Consider the following 21,037-nt stretch of genomic DNA (forward strand, 5'->3'; position numbering starts at 1 on the left):
GGTTCCACACGTACCCATCCCGAACACGACCGTTAAGCCCTCTAGCGCCGATGGTACTTGGACCGAAGGGTCCTGGGAGAGTAGGACGTTGCCAAGCAAAGAACCACTGCCGATGTAATTCGGTGGTGGTTTTTATTTGTTCAGGCGCTAATTTGTGGAAGTTCGTTGAAACAAAATTATAGAAGTTTTTAGAGTAAACACCATTTTAAAGAGCATGGTGTTTTTATTATATTCGATGCTTGTCCGCACAAGAGATACAGTTGTATGCATGAGACAGTACACCTGATATAACCAGGGACTTTTCCTTGACAGTCTAAATATCGCTTTGCTAAGATGGCAATAATAAATTTTTCAGAAAACGTATTTTCGGCATAAATACTGCCTGAGATCTTCGGGTTTTGGACCGTAAAGCTGAGCAAACATAAGGAGGAACACCTGCGTGTGGGAAGATAAGTTTGGTAAGGAAGGTTTAACCTTTGACGATGTATTGCTGGTGCCACGGAAATCCGAGACACTGCCAAAAGAAGTGGATGTATCTGTTCGTTTGAGCGATAGCGTAAAGCTGAATATTCCTTTGATCAGTGCGGGTATGGATACCGTTACTGAAGCAACATTGGCTATTGCCATTGCCCGTGAAGGTGGTATTGGTATCATCCACAAAAATATGTCTGTTGAGCAGCAGGCAGAAGAAGTGGACCGGGTTAAACGCTCGGAGAGTGGTGTTATTACCAATCCGTTCTCACTGACTGCTGAGCACCTGGTATCCGATGCAGAAGAAGTTATGGCAAAATACCGGATCTCCGGTGTACCGATTGTTGAAGGTGATCAGAAGCTCGTTGGTATTTTGACAAACCGAGATTTGCGTTTTATCCATGACTACGGTATTAAAATCAGTGAAGTCATGACTCGCGAAAATCTGGTTACTGCTCCTGTAGGTACAACCCTGCAAGAAGCAGAAGGGATTCTCCAAAAGCACAAAATTGAGAAACTTCCATTAGTGGATGAGTCCAACACGCTGAAAGGCCTCATCACGATTAAAGATATTGAAAAAGCCATCCAATTCCCTAATGCAGCCAAAGATGCTCAGGGGCGCCTGTTGGTTGGTGCAGCAATTGGTATCTCCAAGGATACATTTGAACGTGCGGATGCACTCGTACAAGCTGGTGTAGACCTGATCACCGTTGACTCGGCTCATGGACACCACATCAACATCATTGAAGCGGTTCGTCAACTACGGGAGCGTTTCCCGAATTTGACTATCATTGCAGGTAACGTTGCTACGGGTGATGCTACTCGCGATCTGATCGAGGCCGGCGCATCTGTTGTCAAAGTCGGTATTGGTCCAGGTTCCATTTGTACAACGCGCGTTATTGCGGGTATAGGTGTACCTCAAGTCACTGCTGTTTACGATTGTGCGACGGTAGCACGTGAATACGGAGTTCCGATCATCGCCGATGGCGGGATCAAATACTCAGGTGAAATTACTAAGGCACTGGCTGCAGGAGCACATGCAGTTATGCTGGGAAGCCTGTTTGCAGGTACCGCAGAAAGCCCGGGAGAAACTGAAATCTTCCAAGGACGAAGCTATAAAGTGTACCGCGGTATGGGTTCAATGGCTGCGATGAAACAAGGCAGTAAAGATCGTTACTTCCAGGATGATGACAAGAAACTGGTTCCGGAGGGCATCGAGGGCCGTGTAGCTTACAAAGGTCCATTGTCTGATACCATTCACCAACTGATCGGTGGCCTGCGCTCGGGTATGGGTTATTGCGGAACAAGTAACCTTGAGCAGCTTCGCAACGATACAGGCTTTATCCGTATTACAGGTGCGGGACTTCGCGAAAGTCATCCGCATGATGTACAAATTACTAAAGAAGCACCTAACTACTCGTTGTAATCCGAAGAGAGTTAATTATTCCCAGGGCAGGCTTGGCGATTTTCGCCGGGTCTGTCTTTTTTTGCGGATACCCCTGTGATAGAATAGAAAAAGCGGTGACGATCCTTTAACGGATTAGGGCGTTGCGGCGGCTTTTTGACGTGAATCTATGAATATTGCTTTATATGGTATGTTGGGAACAAAAGGCTGCCCAGCGGTAAAGAAGCGCGGACGTCCTTTTACATAAGCATTCACGTAATGCTAACTAAGTGACAATCGATAATGAATTTCTGGAGCAATGATATTGCTCTTTCGATACAGCGCATAAATGACACATCTCACAACATCTTCTACACCCGTTAGGGATCAAGAAAATCGCAGCTCTAGCTGCACTGGGGCATTAAGTTATGCTTCGGAACGAAGGGAGTATTCATCATTGAAAGCCAAACAAATGAATAAAAAGAAACGCCAAATGCTCAAAAAAAGCGTAGCCTCGGTTATGCTGGTAAATATGCTGTGCATGTCTGCAGTAATGCCAGTTATGGCTGCGGCGAATGATTCAGGTCAGGTACTGACAGCTGCGGCAACAACGACGAAGGCAGAGAAAGCAGTGCAAGTCCCTTCTGTCGATTCACTTGGACTTGAAGTTAGATCTGCGGTGCTGATGGAGGCTTCAACAGGCCAGATTTTGCTCAATGTGAATGCAGATAAAGCCATGCCGCCTGCCAGCATGACGAAGATGATGACCGAGTATATTGTCGCTGAGCAGGTGAAACAAGGAAAATTAAGCTGGGATGATGTAGTCACAGTCAAAAGAAATGCTGCAGAGAGCATAGGTTCACGTATTTTCCTGGCAGAAGGCGATCAGCATACAGTTAAAGAACTGTATATTGCGATGGCTGTAGGATCGGCAAACGATGCTACGGTAGCTTTGGCTGAACATGTGGCTGGGTCTGAGGAAGACTTTGTCAAAATGATGAATGAAGAGGCGAAACGGATGGGGATGAAGGATACATACTTCATAAACTCCTCAGGTCTGGATCGTGCTGATATGCCTGCGGACTTCCGTCCAGCCGAAGATAAAGAAACGGTCATGTCAGCATTGGACGCAGCGATTCTGTGCAGATACATCATTCAGGATCACCCGGACTACAAAGATTTTACAACTATACAATCTTACAAATTCCGTCCCAATGATAAAGATCCAATTATCAACTACAACTGGATGTTGGAAGCGAATAAAAATATAACCAATTTCAAAAGCTATGCCTATGAAGGTCTGGACGGGATGAAAACAGGCCATACCACGAATGCAGGAAATAACTTTACTGGTACAGCTGAGCGTGATGGCATGCGTTTGATCAGTGTGGTCATGGGTACCGATTCAGAGCCGGCACGTTTCAGAGAAACGAAGAAAGTTTTGGATTATGGTTATAACAACTTCGAAGTGAAGCAAGCGGTCGCTGGCAAAACCAAAGTGACTGGCTGGGAAACTGTCCCTCTGAAAAAAGGTAAAGAAACGAATGTGCCTGTCGTAACCGATAATGCGGTAAGCTTTGTTGTTCCCAAAGGCACTGAAAACCTGGATGTCACTTTCAAAGCCAACGTTACAGAAGCAGACAAGCTGGTTGCTCCAATTAAAGCAGGAACAAAAGTCGGAACGGTTACTTATACCTATAAGGCCGATGGCATGGAGCCTCAAGAGAAAACAGTAAACCTGATTACCGCAGAAGAGGCTGAAAAAGGCGGCTGGTTCCGTCTGTTCTTCCGTGCCGTCAAGGATTTCTTCGTTGATCTGTTTGATGGCATTAAAAACCTGTTCTAATCGTCTATAGTTTAGTATTTCGGCATAGAAATACAGTGTTTTGCTATTTGTATCGCTTACAACAGACAATATGCAATTAATTCCGACTGAATGCATTGTATATTTACAAATTTTCCGGTAAAATATCAAGTTAGAATTCTACGTATGAATCAGTTGAAAAGTCTAATGTTCTTCTACCCATTACAGCGGATTATTCGCTTTATATAAGGGAAGGAACGGCACATACATTACGGGGGGCATGGAATATGGAAACAGGAACATCACGCGTTAAAAGAGGTATGGCTGAAATGCAAAAAGGCGGCGTCATCATGGACGTCATGAATGCCGAGCAAGCTAAAATCGCTGAAGCAGCAGGTGCAACAGCTGTTATGGCTTTGGAACGTGTTCCTTCTGATATTCGTGCAGCAGGCGGAGTAGCTCGTATGGCTGATCCGACAATTGTTGAAGAAGTGATGAAAGTTGTATCGATTCCGGTAATGGCAAAAGCACGGATTGGTCATTATGTTGAAGCAAAAGTGCTTGAATCACTCGGTGTCGACTATTTGGATGAGAGTGAAGTACTGACTCCAGCGGATGAAGTATTCCATATCGATAAGCACGAATTCACTGTACCATTTGTATGTGGTGCCAAAGACTTGGGAGAAGCATTGCGCCGGATCGGTGAAGGAGCTTCCATGATTCGTACCAAAGGTGAACCGGGAACGGGAAATATCGTAGAAGCAGTACGTCACATGCGTTTTATCAACAGCCAGATTCGTAAAGTAACCAACATGTCCAAGGACGAGCTGTATGCGGAAGCTAAAAACCTTGGCGTTGCTTATGAGCTGCTCCTTGATGTACATGAAAATGGAAAACTGCCTGTCGTGAACTTTGCAGCAGGCGGAGTAGCCACTCCTGCAGATGCGGCCCTGATGATGCACTTGGGTGCAGATGGCGTATTTGTAGGCTCAGGGATCTTTAAATCGGACAGCCCTGAGAAATTTGCACGTGCTATCGTGGAAGCGACGACGCATTACACAGATTACAAACTGATTGCTGAAGTGTCCAAAAACATTGGAACACCGATGAAAGGTATCGAAATCTCCAAACTTACGGCTTCTGAACGTATGCAGGATCGCGGCTGGTAAGAGAAGGGGAATTGCAGATGAAGATTGGTGTTTTAGCACTTCAGGGTGCAGTTACCGAACATATTCGCAGTGTTGAACGGGCAGGAGCAGAGGGACTGGCTATAAAACAGGTTGCACAGTTGGATGAGCTGGACGGCCTGATCCTTCCTGGCGGTGAAAGCACCACGATCGGCAAATTGATGCGTAAATATGGGTTTATGGAAGCCATTCGGGACTTCGCTGCAAGGGGGAAACCGGTGTTTGGTACCTGTGCGGGCCTGATTGTAATGGCTGAACGTATTACGGGACAGGAAGAGGCCCATTTGGAATTGATGGATATGACGGTATCCAGAAATGCATTTGGCCGCCAGAGAGAAAGTTTTGAAACGGATCTGCCTGTCAAAGGGATTGAGGAAACAGTAAGAGCGGTGTTTATCCGTGCGCCTTTGATCGAGAGTGTCGGGGAAAAGGTTGAAGTACTTTCCACTTACAAAGGTGAAATTGTTACTGCGCGTCAAGGACACTTGCTAGCCTGCTCTTATCATCCTGAATTGACCGATGATTATCGCCTGCATGCTTATTTCGTTGACATGGCCCAAACGTATAAGCAGTCGGCCCAGAACCAATAGTGTATGATATACAACCTATGATATCCCGGTAAAATTGGATCACTCCCCATGCAGCCTGTAAGGCTGCATGGGGAGCTGTATCTGGTCGGATGCCTGATGTTGCCCGTATCTGCTTCCAAAGCGGGAATCGCAGCGTAGGGTGTCACCGGGGTTCTATAGGTTGTTTTTTTATTTTAGAATTTGATTAAGATTAAGTTATACGGGACTCCACAAAGACTGTGTGTAGGTTTAGGCTTATTTGTATGGTTTTTGTGTGGTTATTTAGGAGGAATATGTCATGCTAGATGTGAAGATATTGCGGAATGAATATGCACGTGTGGAAGAAGCGTTAACGAATCGGGGTAAGTCACTCGACCTCATTGCTGGATTTTCCGAGATGGATGCGAAGCGTCGGGAATTGCTGCAAGAGAGTGAAACGCTGAAGAATCGCCGGAATACGGTATCGGGTGAAGTGGCCAAGCTTAAAAAGAATCGTGAGAATGCAGACGAATTGATTGTTGAGATGCGTGAAGTATCCGATCGGATCAAAGCAATGGACGAAGAAGTCCGTGATTTGGAAGCAAAGATTAACGATTTAACTATGGCAATCCCTAACATCCCGAATGAGAGTGTACCTGTTGGTGCTTCTGAGGACGATAATGTGGAGATTCGCCGCTGGTCAGAACCCAAGTCATTTGCTTTTACTCCAAAAGCACACTGGGAAATCGCGCAGGATCTCGATATCCTTGATTTTGAAGCTGCTGCCAAAGTAACGGGTTCCCGTTTTACGTTCTATAAAGGGCTTGGTGCACGTCTGGAGCGTGCCCTGATTAACTTCATGATGGATCTGCACAGTGATCAGCATGGATACGAGGAGATTTTGCCTCCATACATCGTTAACCGTGACAGTCTTTTCGGAACAGGTCAATTGCCGAAGTTCGAAGAGGATCTATTCAAGCTGAAGGACACTGAATATTACCTGATTCCTACGGCAGAAGTTCCGGTAACGAACTACCATCGCGAAGAGATTCTGAATGCAGAAGATCTGCCTAAGCACTTTGTGGCATACAGCTCATGTTTCCGCTCCGAGGCCGGTTCGGCTGGACGTGATACACGCGGATTGATCCGTCAGCACCAATTCAACAAGGTTGAGCTGCTCAAACTGTCTTCCCCCGAGACTTCTTACGAGGAATTGGAGAAAATGACGCAAAATGCAGAGCGTGTGCTTCAGCTGCTGGAACTGCCGTACCGCGTTCTTACGCTGTGCACAGCAGATATGGGCTTTACTTCTGCCAAAACCTACGATCTTGAGGTATGGTTGCCAGAGAGCAATACATATCGTGAAATCTCTTCCTGCTCGAACTGTGAGGATTTCCAGGCACGCCGTGCCAACATTCGTTTCCGCAGAGAGCCAAAAGCTAAACCTGAGTTTGTTCATACGCTGAACGGATCTGGATTGGCAGTTGGACGCACAGTAGCTGCCATTTTGGAGAATTATCAACAGGAAGACGGAACGGTAGTTATTCCGGAAGCGCTGCGTCCATACATGGGCGGAATCAGTGTAATTGCACGTCGTTCTTAACATAAGAAGAGTACGGTTCTATCCTTAGAATAAAACAAATCAGCCCGTCATTCATTTGATGACGGGTTATTTTGTAGAAAGGCTTGCTTTTTACTCTGAGAATGTGGTATGATCTATTTCGTGGCAAGTTTATAAAACTTCAATTTCTGGAGAGGTACCGAAGCGGTCATAACGGGGCGGTCTTGAAAACCGTTAGGGTGCAAGCCCACGTGGGTTCGAATCCCACCCTCTCCGCCATACTACACTTATAACAAGGATTCGAGCGTTAAGCTCGGGTCCTTTTTTGCGTCTGCATTTTCTGACCTGCAGCGAGAGTACATACGATGAGAATGGATCAGTTATGATATCTATACTCAGCTATTTGAGCTCCTTCGAATGTATAAAAACATCTTTTTCGCCGCATTTTATAGGAGTGGAGGTGGTTAGATGAACCGCGAGTTAAACATAGATCAGACAGAGCTTGTAGGCGCGTGGCAGGAACGTTTGCCTGAAGTCCTGAATGTCGGGGATCAGGCTCAGGTGATGGCAGATGAAGCTGATCAGAAGGCAATTCGGATTCATATCGCGACTGCAGGGCACCAAATGTACTCATTCGATTTCAAATGTGCTTATGTGGACTCCCGTGAGGTCAGTGTACAGCTGATTGATGTGGAACGGGATGGACAAACGACAGATGAGCGTACAGAACCCATTCAGGAACTGGCTCAAGATTATACACGGCATATTCATGAATGTGCCCAGTCGTTGCAGTCCAAGACAAGACCATAGACCGAATTGAAGGAGTGAATCGGAGTGAGCAAAGGCAAAGCCGGGATTGATAAAAACTTGCAGAATGTTGTCGCTGATCTGGAACAGCCGGCCGTAAATAGCCATCATGCGCAGCAGATTCAGCAGGATACAAATGATCGTCGTCATCAGGATTCGCTGAATCATGACAAAACGGAAGATATGGATCCATCCCATTCCTAATACATGAAGAGGGGGTAACTGCATGAGCAAACCCAAAGCGATACCAGTACCTGAAGTTCAAGCTGCTGAACAACATCGGCGCCCGGAAAAGCATTCATCTGGACAGGAACCGTTGTCCGGATCCAAAAAAGTCAAAAATCAGAATCATGTGGATCATAACAACCCTCAAGGATAAGAGAATGAACAAGGTGTCACTTAAAGTTTGAGAAACATATATTTCTTCTTCTATACAAAACCCCCCTGTTACCTAACAGGGGGTTTTTGCGTATTCATACATAGGTAGAGACCAGTGGTTGAGGATATGTAAAGCTAACATAGGTCTTTGTAGCCATTTTAGAGTGGAAAGATCACAAATTTCCCAAATCGTGTTTCCGTTTCAGAATAAATGGTATATCATTGATGTTGAATTACTTTTTTGGGGTTATCACGAGAGGAGAGAAACAAATGACTAAACGTATGGGGGCGCTGCTTCTTACGTTGCTGTTAACCGTATCCTTGGCATTGACAGCATGTAGCAGCAAACAAGAACCAAAAGAGGCACTGAAGACGGCCGCAGCCAATGCTTCTAAACTGACTTCGTATGAGATGAGTTCCAATTTTACAATTAATGAATTGAGCTATAAACCTGCAGACGAGTCACAACAAGATCCAACAATGACACAGTTTATGAGCATGCTGAAGGATGCCCAATTTAACGTAACGGGCGTTTACCAAAGCGAGCCAATGCAAACAGAAATGACAGTTAGCCTTGAGCTCAAGGGTGATATGGGTATGACATTCACCATTCCTATGGTGATGACAGCAGAGAAGCTTTATGTGAAAGTACCGAGCATTCCGTTCTTCCCAATTCCGGAGACAGTGGTTGGCAAATTCCTGGAGCTTGATCTGAAAGAACTGGCTGAGCAAGAGGGTACCGAATGGAATCCTGACGCTATGGACGCAGCCAAAACACAAAAGCTGAGTAACGAAGTTATGGACGCTGTTCTGAGTGAATATGACCAGGATAAATTCTTCAAAAACGTAGATGTTAAGGATGCGCAGCTTCCAGAAGGTGTAGATGCCAAACAGGTCGTACAGTTCTCTGTTAACAATGACAACGTAAAAGAAGCAATTACTGTACTGGTGACTAAAGCAATGCCTAAAGTGCTGGATATCTTGTCCAAGGAAGAATATCGCGATATGCTGCAAATGGATCAGGCTGATATTGATCAAGCCAAAGAGGATCTGAATATCACTGAAGCGGATCAGGCTGAAATGTCGAAGGATCTGGATCAGTTGAAAGACATTTTGACAATCAACAAGTTCAACATCGATTTCGCATTGGATAAGCAAGACTTCCCAGTGTATCAAAAGATTGCTGCTGATCTGCTGATCAAACCAGTAGATACCAAAGATGAAGTGAAGTTGGCCTTCACCGGTTCCAACACTTACACGAAAATCAATGAGAAGGCAGCTTTCAAAATCAATATCCCTACAGGTGAAAACGTGATTACTATGGAAGAGTTCGAGGAACTGATGAATGCTTCCTACGGATACTAAGTTCACCGTTAATAATGAGTGAGAAAAAAGCCGCTTCGACGTTAAGTCGAGCGGCTTTTTGTTGTTTTAACGTGTAAAGCTGTCATTGCAGTAATTCAGATAAGTCCTCAGCAAGGACAGCATAAATCCGGTGATCCTGATAGCTTCCGTTAATTTTCAAATATTTACGAGCGATTCCTTCCGCTTGAAAGCCGTTCTTCTCCAGCACACGCATGGAACCGGTGTTGGAGGGCAGGATGGCTGCCTGAACACGGTTCAGCTTCAGGGCACGGAAGGCATAGCCTACAGCCAGTTTAACAGCGGCAGTCATCCGTCCACCGCCTTGATAGTCAGGATGGATAAAGTAGCCCATATCGGCATAATTGGCAACACCGTATGAAACGTTGTTTAGACTAACTTGTCCAATCAGAATGTCATCCGTAATGGTGTAAATTCCAAATTGATAACCGCTTCCTTCTTCTGCCGCTTTTAATCTATCTTCAATCCGTCTTCTTTGAGCATTCAGCGTATAGTACTCATCATCCCGAAGAGGCTCTACAGCTTGATAGGGAATGCGGGTGACCTGAATCAAGTCAAGGTAGGCTTGTGTATCATCGATCGTGAGCAGCCGAAGGCTAATCCCGTTCGGGGTATCATATAGTGTCAAGGCCATCGTTATGCACGTCCTTTCAAGAGTGGGAATATAGATATTACTTTTTGCGTAAACGACGGAAAAATTGAGTCAGCATGGTGGAGCATTCAGGCTGGAGGACATCAGGGATCACTTCGGTACGATGGTTGAACCGGGGTTCCTGCAGCAGATTCATTAGGGTCCCGGCACATCCTGCCTTGGGATCGGCGGTGCCATATATGACGCGGGGCACTCGGGACTGTACGATTGCTCCTGCGCACATCGGACAAGGCTCCAGTGTGACATACAGACTGCAGTCAAGCAGACGCCATGCTCCAATCGTTTCGCTCGCCTGGCGAATTGCGACCATCTCCGCATGAGCTGTGGAATCGAGAGTGGTTTCACGCAAATTATATCCTCGCCCGATGATCTGATTGTTTTGCACAATTACAGCTCCAATAGGAACCTCTCCGAGCGCCTCAGCCTTATAAGCCTCAGCAATCGCTTCCCGCATCCAATATTCGTGCTGTGATTCCTCCGAAAGATGAGAGAGATCAAGCGTAGTTGAGTGTTCGTTCATTACAGTGAAGCTCCTTCCAAAGCATTTATTCAGCGAACAAATATTCGTTTGTTAACATGATGTGCATAAGTCTGTGGATAACTGCCGAGTTGCTCACATAGTTATGAACATACTATCCACAAGCCTGTGGATTTGTGTATAATTTTAGTGATTAATCTCATTGTAGGCACGGAAAAGACAAAAAACAATGAAATTCGCGCTTTTCAGCCAAGCGGTAACTTTTGGACTAGGGGCATTTATCCTTTTCAAAACCCCACACAACCGTTATGATGGAGATAGGTTTTGCCATATATCGCCAGAGGGTACAAGCCGAGAGGTGAACAAAAAAAGTTGTCTATTAAAACGAAATTATCCATGATTATGTCGTGCTCGGTGCTTGTTATTCTGGTTCTGAATATCGCGCTGAGTTATTATACTACAGAGGAAAATCTTAGACAGGACAGCGAAACTAAAATGGTCCTCACGGCCAAACAGATTGCAATTTCTGTCGAACAAAATCAAAATAGTTTGGATTATGTAAAACGCCAGATTGGAAATAATCTATGGCTTGCTTCAGTCATGGCTGCAGAAGAATTGGACCCGGATATTAATAATATCACAAATGAAGAACTCGTACGCTTGAGCAAAAAAGTTGGGGTATCGCATATCTCTCTCATGGAGCAAACAGAGGATGATATCGTTGTAACCCGTTCTTCAGATCCACGGGAAGTCGGTTTATCCACAAAGAAGATGACGTATTGGTATCAGGCATTTAAGCAATTGTTCGAAAAACATCAAGTTACCATCACCGAGGGACAGAAATTGGACCATTTTTGGTCCGATGGCTTCGAGTACTCTACATCCAGTCCATCGGATATTGATATCTGGGGTTATTATCATGATGGGAAGAGGAACTACATAATCAATCCCTTCTATAATAATGCTGAAGTTGATGGCTATGTAAAGATCTCTGGTCCGGATGAGATTTTGACCAAGATTCGTGAAGTGAATCCTTCCATTTTGGAGATAACAGGTATCAATCCATTGACCTTTGGCAGTCCAAACATGAGCGACGATGGAAGGGATAGCAATTACAGCAAGTTGAATAATAGACCGATTCGTTTTGGTACTTACCAGTATGGTACAGCAGATGAAGACCACCGTGCGGTGGTGAGGGCCATCCGTACCGGGCAGAACGTTTCTTTTGTCAGTGAGACGCATGATCAGAAGGTGTTAAAAAGTTTTATACCTATTTTTACTCCAAATGAAGCGTCCTATGTGATCAGTATTGTCATGGACTATAAACAAATATCCTCCATGGTATCCGAACAATTGGTCAGCCATGCATCCATATCACTGGTGCTGCTGGAAATCGTCATCTTTGGCAGCTATTTGCTAGCAGGATACATCACACGTCCGATTCAGTCCATTCTGGGCAAGGTCAATGATGTGGCCGATGGACACTTCGACTTCCGTCTGAAAGTGAGAAGGAAGGATGAACTGGGTCAACTGGCCAATCGGATTAATGCCATGATTCGCAATCTGGGTCACTATACCAACCGGCTGAAACAGATGTATGAGGAGAACAGGGCTGTCAAAGAACATCTGGAATCCATCATTAATCAGACCGCAGATGCCATTCATATTACGGATCTTGATGGAAAGGTGCTGCGGGTAAACCGGGCGTTCGAGCAGTTATATGGCTGGCGGAGCCGTGAAGTTGAAAACCGCAAGCTGAAGATTATCCCGCCTGAAGCAGAAGAGGAAATGAAGGAACAGCATGCTCAGTTAGTCGAAGGGCTGTCCATCACCTCTAATGAAACCGTTTGGATGAAAAAAGATGGCACACGGGTTGAGGTTAGTGTCAGCACCGCACCCGTACGAGACGAATTGGGCGAAATTACAGCACTGATCAGCGTATCCAGGGACATCACAAGCCGCAACCGTATGGAAGAGCTGCTTCGCCGCTCAGAGAAGCTGACAACCGTAGGCCAACTGGCTGCAGGTGTTGCGCATGAGATCCGTAATCCGCTTACGACGCTGCGCGGCTTCCTACAGCTTCAGCAAGAGACGAACAAGCTTAATCATCGTCATCTCGATTTGATGTTGTCTGAGCTTGATCGCATCAATCTGATTGTAGGAGAGTTCCTGATTCTGGCCAAGCCGCAGGCTGTTCACTTCCAGGAACGGGATATTCGCTTCATTCTTGGCGATGTCATCTCCCTGCTGGATAGTCAGGCGCATCTGCATGGGGTGGAATTTGTATTAAGTGCGTCACCTGATTCAGCTATGGTACACTGTGAAGAGAATCAGCTGAAGCAGGTGTTTATTAATCTGCTCAAGAACGGTATGGAAGCCATGCCGGATGGAGGCAGCATTCGGATTCGGCTTCATCATGACAAGGAGCTGAACCGGGTACGGATTGAAATTAAGGATGAGGGCATTGGGATTCCGGAAGAGATGATGCCGAAGCTTGGCGAGCCGTTCTTTACCAACAAGGAGTCTGGGACAGGGCTTGGTTTAATGGTCAGTCAGCGCATCATTCAATCACATAAGGGCATGATGGATATTAAAAGCGTCATGAACAAGGGCACGACCGTTATCATTGACCTTCCTGCTTCCAAACAGCTTTCAGAGAGCGTGGAGGTAGAGAATCAGGCGGATCATGCTCCTACAGACGAAGAGAACTAGATGAGGTGAGATTACCTTTTGCGTATTAATAAATTTATTAGTGAAACAGGTTATTGTTCCCGGCGTGAAGCGGACAAATTGGTGGAGAGCGGGAAAGTGACCATTAATGGTGCAACCGCTGAACTGGGCAGTCAGGCAGAAGAAGGCGATGATGTACGCATCAATGGTCAGCCCATTAAGGAAAAAAGAAAACATGTATACATTGCACTGAATAAACCTGTCGGCATAACGAGCACAACCGAACGGCATATTCAGGGGAATATTGTTGACTTTGTAGGCCACAAGGAGCGCATTTTTCCGATCGGTCGACTGGATAAGGATTCGGAAGGACTTATTCTGATGACTAACGATGGGGATATCGTTAATCGGATCCTCAGAGCAGAGGGACGGCACGAGAAGGAATACATTGTTACAGTAGACCGTCCGGTCACGCCGAGTTTTCTGAAGGGTATGAGTACAGGTGTCAAAATTCTTGGTGAAATGACGCTGCCCTGCACCGTTACAAGGATCTCCGAGCGGGTATTCCGCATTATACTGACCGAAGGGAAAAACCGGCAGATTCGCAGGATGTGTAGTGCATTTGGTTATGAGGTGCGCAAACTGAAGCGTGTTCGTATCATGAATATTCATCTTGGTGAGCAGGCTTCAGGCAAATGGAGAGAACTGACAGCAGCAGAAAAATCGGAATTGGGTAGTCTGCTGGACTACACTTTGGAGTAAGATTTCATTTTCTTAAAAAGCTCTACCTCCCTTGCTGAAGGGCAGGCAGAGCTTTTTTTTATTTTAACAAACGGAGCATACAAAAAAAGTCGCTCTCCTCTAACCTAGAGAAGAACGACCTATGGAACCGTATAAGCTTCTAGTTTGCTTGATCGACTGCTTTGACAGCCTTATTGTTACTTTGGTACTTCCGGATGATCGAAACCTCTACACGGCGGTTCTGTGCCCGTCCGACATTGGTTTGGTTGCTGGCGATCGGGTGGTACTCTCCATAACCGCTAGGTGTGAATTTCGCAGGATCGAGTGCATCGTTCAATAACAGGATTTTAAGGAAGTTCAGCGCGCGATCCGCACTCAGATCCCAGTTATCCTTATATTGGCTGTTCGAAATGGGAATATTATCAGTGTGGCCAGATACAACCACCTCATATTCCGGGAATTCCTGCAGCATGTTGGATATGGCTTTCGCCAGTGAGCGTGATTCAGGCTTCACATCTGCCCGGCCTGAAGAGAACAGAGCATTATCACTGATGGTGATCTTTAGCTCAGACTGATTCAGCTTGGTGTTGAGTTGGTCGGAAAGCCCGTTTTTGCTAATATATTGATCCAGTTGTTTCTTGAGTTTTTCGAGATCTTCCTGCTCTTTTTGAGCCATCTGTGCATCGGTTATCTGAGACTTGTTTTTGGTGATCTCTTCAGGCACCTGTTTGTTTTTGCCCAGGTCTGTAGTGGCTTCCGTAGGGTTCATGGATGTATGATCCAGTACACCTGCGCCACCGTTCAGCGCACTGCTCAGTGCCGAAGCCATCTGCTCAAACTTGGCTGCATCGAGTGAACTCATGGAGAACAGGGTGATAAACAGGGCAAGCAGCAGTGTCATCAAGTCAGAATACGGGAGCAGCCAGCTCTCGTCTATATGTTCTTCATGCGGCTCATGTTTTTTAGCCTTTTTCACCTGATGATCCCTCCTTCTCTTCCAGCTGTCTACGTTCGGAAGGTGTCAGGAATACAGATAATTTTTGGTTGATGGCAATGGTGGATACTCCGGATTGAATGGATAACAATCCTTCAACCATCATCAGCTTGATCTCCATCTCTTTCTTGGACATCCGCTTCAACTTGTTGGACATGGGATGCCACAACACGTAACCACTAAAAATACCAAGGAGTGTAGCGATAAACGCAGCCGCAATAGCGTGAGACAGTTTTTCCATATCACTAAGGTCGGCCAGGGCTGCAATCAGACCTACAACGGCCCCGAGAACCCCGAGTGTTGGTGCGTACATCCCCGCTTGTGCGAAGATTAATGCTCCACCACGGTGACGTTCCTCAGTGGCATGGATATCTTCCATCAAAACATCACTAACAAATTCCTGGTCGTTGCCGTCAATAATCATGCGCATACCGCTGCGAAGGAATTGATCATCAATCTCTTCGACTTTTGATTCAAGTGCCAGCAAACCTTCACGACGGGTAGTGGAAGCCCAATCCATAAATGTGCCGATCAGGGAAACACGGTCAATCAGTTGCTGTTTTTTGAACAATACCCCGAAAAGCTTGGGGATTTTCTTAACTTCAGACATTGGAAATGCCATGAAGATTGTTGCTGCTGTACCAACAAAGATAATAACGTAGGCTGCAGGGTTGTTAACCAGATTGATCAGGGGAGCACCCTTCAGGAACATCCCGAGTACAAGTGAAACCAGCCCCAAAACTAGTCCGATAATCGTTGAAATTTCCATCATACACCTCATCCATGAGATAAAATTGAATCCTTTCAAGCGGCTGTATTCGGGCTTCCGGACGAATGTTTGGCCGCAATCCGTTTAACCTTTGGCATTTTATAGAAATGCTGTAACAGTTAAAACGGTCATGTATAGTATTTATCGACCAGTAGGCCTTTTTTTTTAAGGGTTATTTTCAGGTATAATAAGAACAAATCAGCTCTTTAGGGGCCAAACAGGAGTGAAAAAGCCAATGGGCGTAAAGCATGGACGGGATTATGAAGGAATATTGACAGATTTGACACAGGCGATTGGCCGCATACCGGACCGGTATGTATTCTTTGAAATGGATGAGGAAGAGTGGGGCCGCCTGGGTGAAAATGAGCAGCTGGAGGTGGATGAGGCTCTGGCAGAGGATTTGTTCTATGCTCTGGGCACTCAGTCTGTCATTCCTGTAGGGAGTGGTGTGGTTATTCATGACAAGGAACAGCACCGCATTCATATTTTGATTGGAGAAGAAGAACTGACATTTGTACCGCTAATCTAGTGGGAAATCAAGGGCTGTTTTAGCGTGGAAACGGAGAGGGGAAACTCCTGGAAGCCTTGCGGGTATTGGCTCTAACCCGGTTCGCAGTATTGGATTTTGAGTTGTGTACGTGGTAAGATGATAGTCATGAAACGGGCGGGCCGCAGAGCGGTTAACCTATGACGGTTGGGGTTACTGTGGTAGCACCAAGGTTTCGATGACATGAGGAACGGGGACAGATACTACCCTAGTGTCATCTTATGGGGAGGAAGATAACGTATGGTTTTTACGCAAGAGGAAGTCGAAGCTCATCTGGGAAGGCTGGAAGGCTGGGAACTGGAAGAGGGACGGTGGATTATCCGCAAGTTCGTATTTTCCAACTACATGAAGGGGATTGCATTCGTGGATGAGGTCGCCGCGATCTCGGAAGCATTCAATCATCATCCTTTTATTACAATTGATTATACAACGGTTACCCTTCGTCTCACGTCGTGGGATGAGGGTGGAATTACATCTGTAGATATTAAGGAAGCAGAGCAGTTTAACGAAACGTTTGAGAAAATGAGGACGACGTAACCGGAAGTCGGTTAATGTTGTGCTGCCAGAAATGAGTGAAGCGTACATGTCAGACTCGAATCAGAATAAGCCTCTTATCGCGGTTGTCGGCAGTCTCAATATGGACCTCGTGGTGAAAACCGATACGATTCCAGAGGAGGGAGAAACCGTAAGCGGGGAAGAACTTCACTACCTGGCAGGGGGTAAGGGAGCCAACCAGGCTGTGGCTGCTGCACGTCTGGGGGGACAGACGACCATGATTGGGGCGGTGGGCTCGGATGTTTTTGGTGAACGCCTGCTGCACAGTCTGACCGAGAGTGGGGCAGATGCCTCGCAGGTTCGCGTATTGGAGGATACGGTTACCGGTACAGCCTCCATCTGGCTCTCCCAGGGAGATAATCGGATTATCGTTATTCCTGGTGCGAATGGGCAGGTGGTGCCGGAGATGCTGGAAGAGGCGGATACGGTAAAAAGCCTGACTGCAGCCGCAGCGGTGCTGCTGCAGCTTGAGACCCCGCTGCCAGCGGTTACCCGCGCCGCCGAACTGGCGGCAGAAGGCAGCGCACTGGTGGTGCTCAACCCGGCTCCAGCAGTGCCGGGTCTGCCCCAGGAGCTCCTGCGGTGCGTCGACGTGGTCACGCCGAACCGCAGCGAGCTCGCCGTGCTCACCGGCCGGGATGATCTCCGGCCGGAAGACGTGGATGCGGCGGTCGCAGAGCTCGCCGCATCGCTCGGGGCCGCTGTCGTCACGACGCTCGGCCCCGAGGGGGCTGTGTACGCGGCGGCGCCAGGCGGCCGCGTACAGGCAGGGCGTGCCGGCGCGTGCCGTGCGCCCGGCTACGCCGTAAGCGCCGTCGATACGACCGGCGCTGGCGATTGCTTCAACGGCGCGCTGGCGGTCGCCCTCGCGCGCGGAGAAACACTGGACGCGGCAGTAGGCTACGCCATGGGAGCGGCCGCGTTATCCGTGACGAAGCTCGGCGCCCAGTCCGGGATGCCGTCTGCACGTGAAGTCGAGGCCTTTTTGGCAGAACACGCTGCCAAAGGCTGAACCCTATGACAAAGAGGCCCTTACTTTCCCGAAAGGGAAGGCAGGGGCCTCTTTGCTGTTTATCCAAATTATCGTTATTTCTTCTCAGCCAGCCACATCGCAATATTGGCAATTTCCTCGTCCTTCAGTTTGTCCTTGAAGGATGGCATGCCGCCTTTACCTTTGATAATGGTAGAGTAGATCTTCTCCACATCATCCTTGCTGCCGATGTTTGCGAGAGCAGGTCCTACGCCACCTTGAAGCTGATCTCCGTGACACGTGATACAATTGGCTTTGACCAGTGCTTCAGCCTGTCCGGCATCCATTGCCACTTCCGGCATGGTTGGTTTCGCTTCTTCAGCCACTTCCTCTTTCCCTGGAAGCGTAAACATTAATACAATAGCCAATGCGCATGCTGCAAAAAATACCCCGCTCATGATCCATTTGTGCATCCGTTATGTCCCCTCCAGAATGAAACTGTCCATATCATTATAACGGAACCTGTTATGACATCATAGCATTTTGTGGTAATTTTTTGAACTAATCACATAACCGGATATAAAATCCGTTCATGGCGGGCCAAAATGCTAACGAGGTCCTTCATAAACCATGCAGTAAAAAGGCATTAAACCGCTCGGTGTCTGTCGTTCGTATGTGTCCTGAGTGACAAATCCCGCCTTGAGGTAAACCCGAATGGCCCGCGTATTCCAGGTGAGCACTTCAAGATCAATCTCATGGGTAGGATTTCGCCGAATGGCTTCCCTCACGATCGCAGAGACGAAGGCAGTACCATGGCCTTGTCCACACTGTTCGGGATGCATGCCAAGCCCGATCCGCGTCACGCCTTCGAGCGGAAAGTATTGAGCGAATCCGCATAGTTGATCCTGCTCTCCGAGTACGACCGCATACTGCTCTTTCCGAAGCTGCTCATCACCGAATTCGACCTCCAGCGCCTTCATCTGTTCCCAGGGCAGCCAGCTATAGATGTTATAAGGCGGATCATACTGCCAGCTGCAGATCAATTCTGCATGCTCTTCTTGCATCGGCACAACGTGAAACGTTACAGAAGCTTCATCCATACCACTGCACGCTCCTCTCATGGTGTGCAGGTCACCTGAATTCATTTCATAAAGGTTTTGCTGCATATGTCATTCCATATTTAATCCTGATGAGTTCACTCTACAAAAGAGGAGGGCATTTGGCAAGTTTCCGTTCATTGAAAAAAATGAAACAAAAGATCCGGTAATTCCGTTTATATTATAGTAGGATGGGTAAAAACATCATAAGGGCATGGACGAACAAGCACAAAAAAACCGCCGGATACATTCCTGCGGAGAATGTACCGGGCGGTTGATTTATGCTTCGTTACAGTATGATGTTGCTCAGCTTGTCCCTAGTCGAGGGCCAGTGACTCATATGCGTCCGTGCTCATAATCCGTTTAGCGCCAACATAGCGGTTAGCCCAGTAGTTCTCACTCAAAGAACTGATGGTAACCCCTTTGGAAGACGAGGAGTGTGCAAACTTCCCTTCCCCCACGAAAATGCCTACGTGTGAAACCCCTTTACCCGATGTATTGAAGAATACCAGGTCGCCTGGTCTCATGTCCATGCGGGATACCGAGTCACCCATGTCGAATTGGGAGCTGGATTGGCGAGCCAAATCAATGCCCAGCTTTTCGAATACATACCGTGTGAATCCAGAGCAGTCAAAGCCGTTAAGCGTTGTTCCGCCGCTTTTGTATGTAGTTCCCATTGCTGAATCAATTACTTTATCCATTTTTGAATCTGCGAACGCGCTGCCTGCTCCAAGTGATAGTGCGAATGTTAAGCTAAGTACAGCTGCGGTTAATTTCTTTTTGAACAAGAGATATACCCCTTCCAACGCCTGCGAGGTTAGCTTAAGGATTCGGTTGAAGGTCCCCTATGATCCCTCTGTAGCAAGATCAATTCACCCATAACTGGTTCCCCCGCTTCCCAGGTGCCAGGAATTTGGCTATGCTAGTTGTGCACCTGCGAAATCAAGAAATGACGATTTAATTTTAAGTAGTTACAATTCATAAGGTAAAGATTACAAAGTTGTTACTAAAAACTCACTGCGATTATTGTAACAGAGGAGCAAGGCTTTGGCAACGTTTAACAGCAAAATTAGCAAAAAAAACCTCGACCTTTGACGGGGAAAGGTCGAGGTTTGCTTTTGTGAAGCGTTATCATTGACACGAGTTTACATGGAGATGGTAACAATTTTCAAATGGTTCATTACACTTTTTAACCTTTGGAAGACTTGGACTGCCACAGACGGAAATGGGCACATATTTTCCACAGGTCCAATAAACATCTGGCAAGCGGGTACGTCTGCTGCAGAATAAGCCCGATTAGTCCGGTTAAAAACCAGGAAGCGGATGTAAAGGTACCGAAGATGAGCAAATGGAGTCCTCCCAAAAGCACTGCAATGCCAGTGACAGAAATGATATGACGCAGGGCAAGCAGCAGAGCCTGAAATGTACCTCGTGCCCCGCCCTGTCCATCAGGTGCGGAGACACCAAACTGCATATAAAGCAACGCATGATGTATGAACCACCCATAAATGATCCAACCCGCTACGTATGGAATGCCTGGCAGCAGCAGCTGCAGGGAGTGGAACCCATCCAGGAAGATGCCATACAGCTTGGGGACAAGCCAGTATGCAGGCAGCAGCAATAATAACGTTTTAATGAAGTGCAGCAGCAGCATGGGTTTCCATAATACCTTGATCCCCCGTACAAATGGAATACGTTCTTCTGTGTGATTGAAGTGCTGCAACGAATAGATCAGCCCTGCCTGGATAAGGGGGGTGAGCAGCATGCGAAGCAGCAGCATGGCTCCCATTATCCAGAGATAGCGATGTACCTCGGGATGTGTAGACAGACTGAGCTGGCTTTCCATTTTGAATAGAATCGTACTGAGCTCTCCAGCGTCAGGGTCCGGATAACGCAGCAGCAAGGGAACGACAGCCGAATGTACCATCCTATAGATGAAATAACCCCATACCAGTTGATAGAGAAACAAGAGTGCCGCAATGAACATATGCTGACGGACGAGAAACCAACCCTCACGTATTTTTGCTTTCACTGTCTCCAC

At 46.9% G+C, this 21,037-nt stretch carries 22 protein-coding genes, 1 tRNA gene, 1 rRNA gene and 1 riboswitch; of the genes, 16 read left to right on the top strand and 8 right to left on the bottom strand.

Annotated elements, in window-relative coordinates:
* From rrf to HP552_RS02780, 11 genes are all read left to right on the top strand, one after another.
* Positions 1–97, top strand: a 5S ribosomal RNA gene (gene rrf / locus HP552_RS02730); the annotation flags it as partial.
* 342 nt (positions 98–439) lie between these two features.
* Complete coding sequence (gene guaB / locus HP552_RS02735) at positions 440–1,897, top strand: IMP dehydrogenase (protein WP_175394132.1); 1,458 nt, start codon at positions 440–442, stop codon at positions 1,895–1,897.
* 415 nt (positions 1,898–2,312) lie between these two features.
* On the top strand, positions 2,313–3,701 hold the full coding sequence (locus HP552_RS02740) for a D-alanyl-D-alanine carboxypeptidase family protein (protein ID WP_376768938.1): 1,389 nt from the start codon (positions 2,313–2,315) through the stop codon (positions 3,699–3,701).
* A 245-nt stretch (positions 3,702–3,946) separates the two neighbouring features.
* Complete coding sequence (gene pdxS / locus HP552_RS02745; protein ID WP_175394133.1) at positions 3,947–4,828, top strand: pyridoxal 5'-phosphate synthase lyase subunit PdxS; 882 nt, start codon at positions 3,947–3,949, stop codon at positions 4,826–4,828.
* Between the two features lie 17 nt (positions 4,829–4,845).
* Positions 4,846–5,436, top strand: coding sequence for a pyridoxal 5'-phosphate synthase glutaminase subunit PdxT (gene pdxT / locus HP552_RS02750; RefSeq protein WP_175394134.1), 591 nt, complete (start codon positions 4,846–4,848; stop codon positions 5,434–5,436).
* 277 nt (positions 5,437–5,713) lie between these two features.
* A complete protein-coding gene (gene serS / locus HP552_RS02755) occupies positions 5,714–6,997 on the top strand; it encodes a serine--tRNA ligase (RefSeq protein ID WP_175394135.1) in 1,284 nt (427 codons plus the stop codon).
* A 148-nt stretch (positions 6,998–7,145) separates the two neighbouring features.
* A tRNA-Ser gene (locus HP552_RS02760) sits at positions 7,146–7,234 on the top strand.
* Positions 7,235–7,423: 189 nt separating this feature from the next.
* Positions 7,424–7,765 carry a hypothetical protein gene (locus HP552_RS02765; RefSeq protein ID WP_175394136.1) on the top strand — a complete coding sequence of 114 codons (342 nt, stop codon included), beginning with the start codon at positions 7,424–7,426 and terminating at the stop codon, positions 7,763–7,765.
* 24 nt (positions 7,766–7,789) lie between these two features.
* A complete protein-coding gene (locus HP552_RS02770; RefSeq protein WP_175394137.1) occupies positions 7,790–7,966 on the top strand; it encodes a hypothetical protein in 177 nt (58 codons plus the stop codon).
* A 22-nt stretch (positions 7,967–7,988) separates the two neighbouring features.
* The gene (locus HP552_RS02775) at positions 7,989–8,141 is read left to right on the top strand and encodes a small acid-soluble spore protein P (RefSeq protein ID WP_095293452.1); all 153 of its coding nucleotides are present in this window, start codon (positions 7,989–7,991) and stop codon (positions 8,139–8,141) included.
* 269 nt (positions 8,142–8,410) lie between these two features.
* Complete coding sequence (locus HP552_RS02780; protein ID WP_175394138.1) at positions 8,411–9,505, top strand: hypothetical protein; 1,095 nt, start codon at positions 8,411–8,413, stop codon at positions 9,503–9,505.
* Positions 9,506–9,587: 82 nt separating this feature from the next.
* Here the strand turns inward: HP552_RS02780 and HP552_RS02785 are convergent, their stop codons facing one another.
* Together HP552_RS02785 and tadA are read right to left on the bottom strand one after the other, a co-directional pair.
* On the bottom strand, positions 9,588–10,157 hold the full coding sequence (locus HP552_RS02785; protein ID WP_175394139.1) for a GNAT family N-acetyltransferase: 570 nt from the start codon (positions 10,155–10,157) through the stop codon (positions 9,588–9,590).
* Between the two features lie 37 nt (positions 10,158–10,194).
* On the bottom strand, positions 10,195–10,695 hold the full coding sequence (tadA, locus tag HP552_RS02790) for a tRNA adenosine(34) deaminase TadA (RefSeq protein WP_175394140.1): 501 nt from the start codon (positions 10,693–10,695) through the stop codon (positions 10,195–10,197).
* A 330-nt stretch (positions 10,696–11,025) separates the two neighbouring features.
* Between tadA and HP552_RS02795 the strand changes: the two genes are divergently transcribed.
* Both HP552_RS02795 and rluF read left to right on the top strand, forming a co-directional pair.
* Entirely contained in the window at positions 11,026–13,365 is a 2,340-nt protein-coding gene (locus tag HP552_RS02795) for an ATP-binding protein (protein ID WP_175394141.1), read from the top strand.
* 18 nt (positions 13,366–13,383) lie between these two features.
* The gene (gene rluF, locus HP552_RS02800) at positions 13,384–14,085 is read left to right on the top strand and encodes a 23S rRNA pseudouridine(2604) synthase RluF (RefSeq protein WP_175394142.1); all 702 of its coding nucleotides are present in this window, start codon (positions 13,384–13,386) and stop codon (positions 14,083–14,085) included.
* Between the two features lie 139 nt (positions 14,086–14,224).
* On the opposite strand, the gene motB is transcribed toward rluF, so the two are convergent.
* Both motB and motA read right to left on the bottom strand, forming a co-directional pair.
* Positions 14,225–15,040, bottom strand: a complete 816-nt coding sequence (gene motB / locus HP552_RS02805) for a flagellar motor protein MotB (RefSeq protein WP_175394143.1) — start codon at positions 15,038–15,040, stop codon at positions 14,225–14,227.
* Complete coding sequence (gene motA / locus HP552_RS02810; protein WP_095362317.1) at positions 15,027–15,827, bottom strand: flagellar motor stator protein MotA; 801 nt, start codon at positions 15,825–15,827, stop codon at positions 15,027–15,029. The genes motB and motA overlap by 14 nt, the downstream gene beginning before the upstream one ends.
* A 235-nt stretch (positions 15,828–16,062) precedes the next feature.
* Here motA and HP552_RS02815 point away from each other — a divergent pair, with 235 nt between their 5' ends.
* The 3 genes from HP552_RS02815 to rbsK all read left to right on the top strand — a co-directional run bounded on the left by HP552_RS02815 (position 16,063) and on the right by rbsK (position 17,941).
* The gene (locus HP552_RS02815; RefSeq protein WP_175394172.1) at positions 16,063–16,356 is read left to right on the top strand and encodes a hypothetical protein; all 294 of its coding nucleotides are present in this window, start codon (positions 16,063–16,065) and stop codon (positions 16,354–16,356) included.
* A gap of 258 nt (positions 16,357–16,614) precedes the next feature.
* Entirely contained in the window at positions 16,615–16,911 is a 297-nt protein-coding gene (locus tag HP552_RS02820; protein WP_175394144.1) for a 4a-hydroxytetrahydrobiopterin dehydratase, read from the top strand.
* A gap of 46 nt (positions 16,912–16,957) precedes the next feature.
* Complete coding sequence (gene rbsK / locus HP552_RS02825) at positions 16,958–17,941, top strand: ribokinase (protein ID WP_175394145.1); 984 nt, start codon at positions 16,958–16,960, stop codon at positions 17,939–17,941.
* 74 nt (positions 17,942–18,015) lie between these two features.
* Here the strand turns inward: rbsK and HP552_RS02830 are convergent, their stop codons facing one another.
* The 4 genes from HP552_RS02830 to HP552_RS02845 form a co-directional block, all read right to left on the bottom strand.
* Positions 18,016–18,372: a c-type cytochrome gene (locus HP552_RS02830; RefSeq protein WP_095293462.1), complete on the bottom strand. Its 357-nt coding sequence runs from the start codon at positions 18,370–18,372 to the stop codon at positions 18,016–18,018.
* A 135-nt stretch (positions 18,373–18,507) separates the two neighbouring features.
* Positions 18,508–18,999, bottom strand: coding sequence for a GNAT family N-acetyltransferase (locus HP552_RS02835; protein WP_175394146.1), 492 nt, complete (start codon positions 18,997–18,999; stop codon positions 18,508–18,510).
* A gap of 314 nt (positions 19,000–19,313) precedes the next feature.
* A complete protein-coding gene (locus HP552_RS02840) occupies positions 19,314–19,784 on the bottom strand; it encodes a C40 family peptidase (protein ID WP_175394147.1) in 471 nt (156 codons plus the stop codon).
* A gap of 3 nt (positions 19,785–19,787) precedes the next feature.
* Positions 19,788–19,925, bottom strand: a riboswitch (cyclic di-AMP (ydaO/yuaA leader).
* 260 nt (positions 19,926–20,185) lie between these two features.
* Entirely contained in the window at positions 20,186–21,028 is an 843-nt protein-coding gene (locus HP552_RS02845; protein WP_175394148.1) for a hypothetical protein, read from the bottom strand.
* Positions 21,029–21,037: the final 9 nt, after the last annotated feature.

Origin of the sequence: Paenibacillus xylanilyticus, assembly GCF_013359935.1 — a bacterium.
GTDB classification, from domain to species: Bacteria; Bacillota; Bacilli; order Paenibacillales; family Paenibacillaceae; genus Paenibacillus; species Paenibacillus xylanilyticus.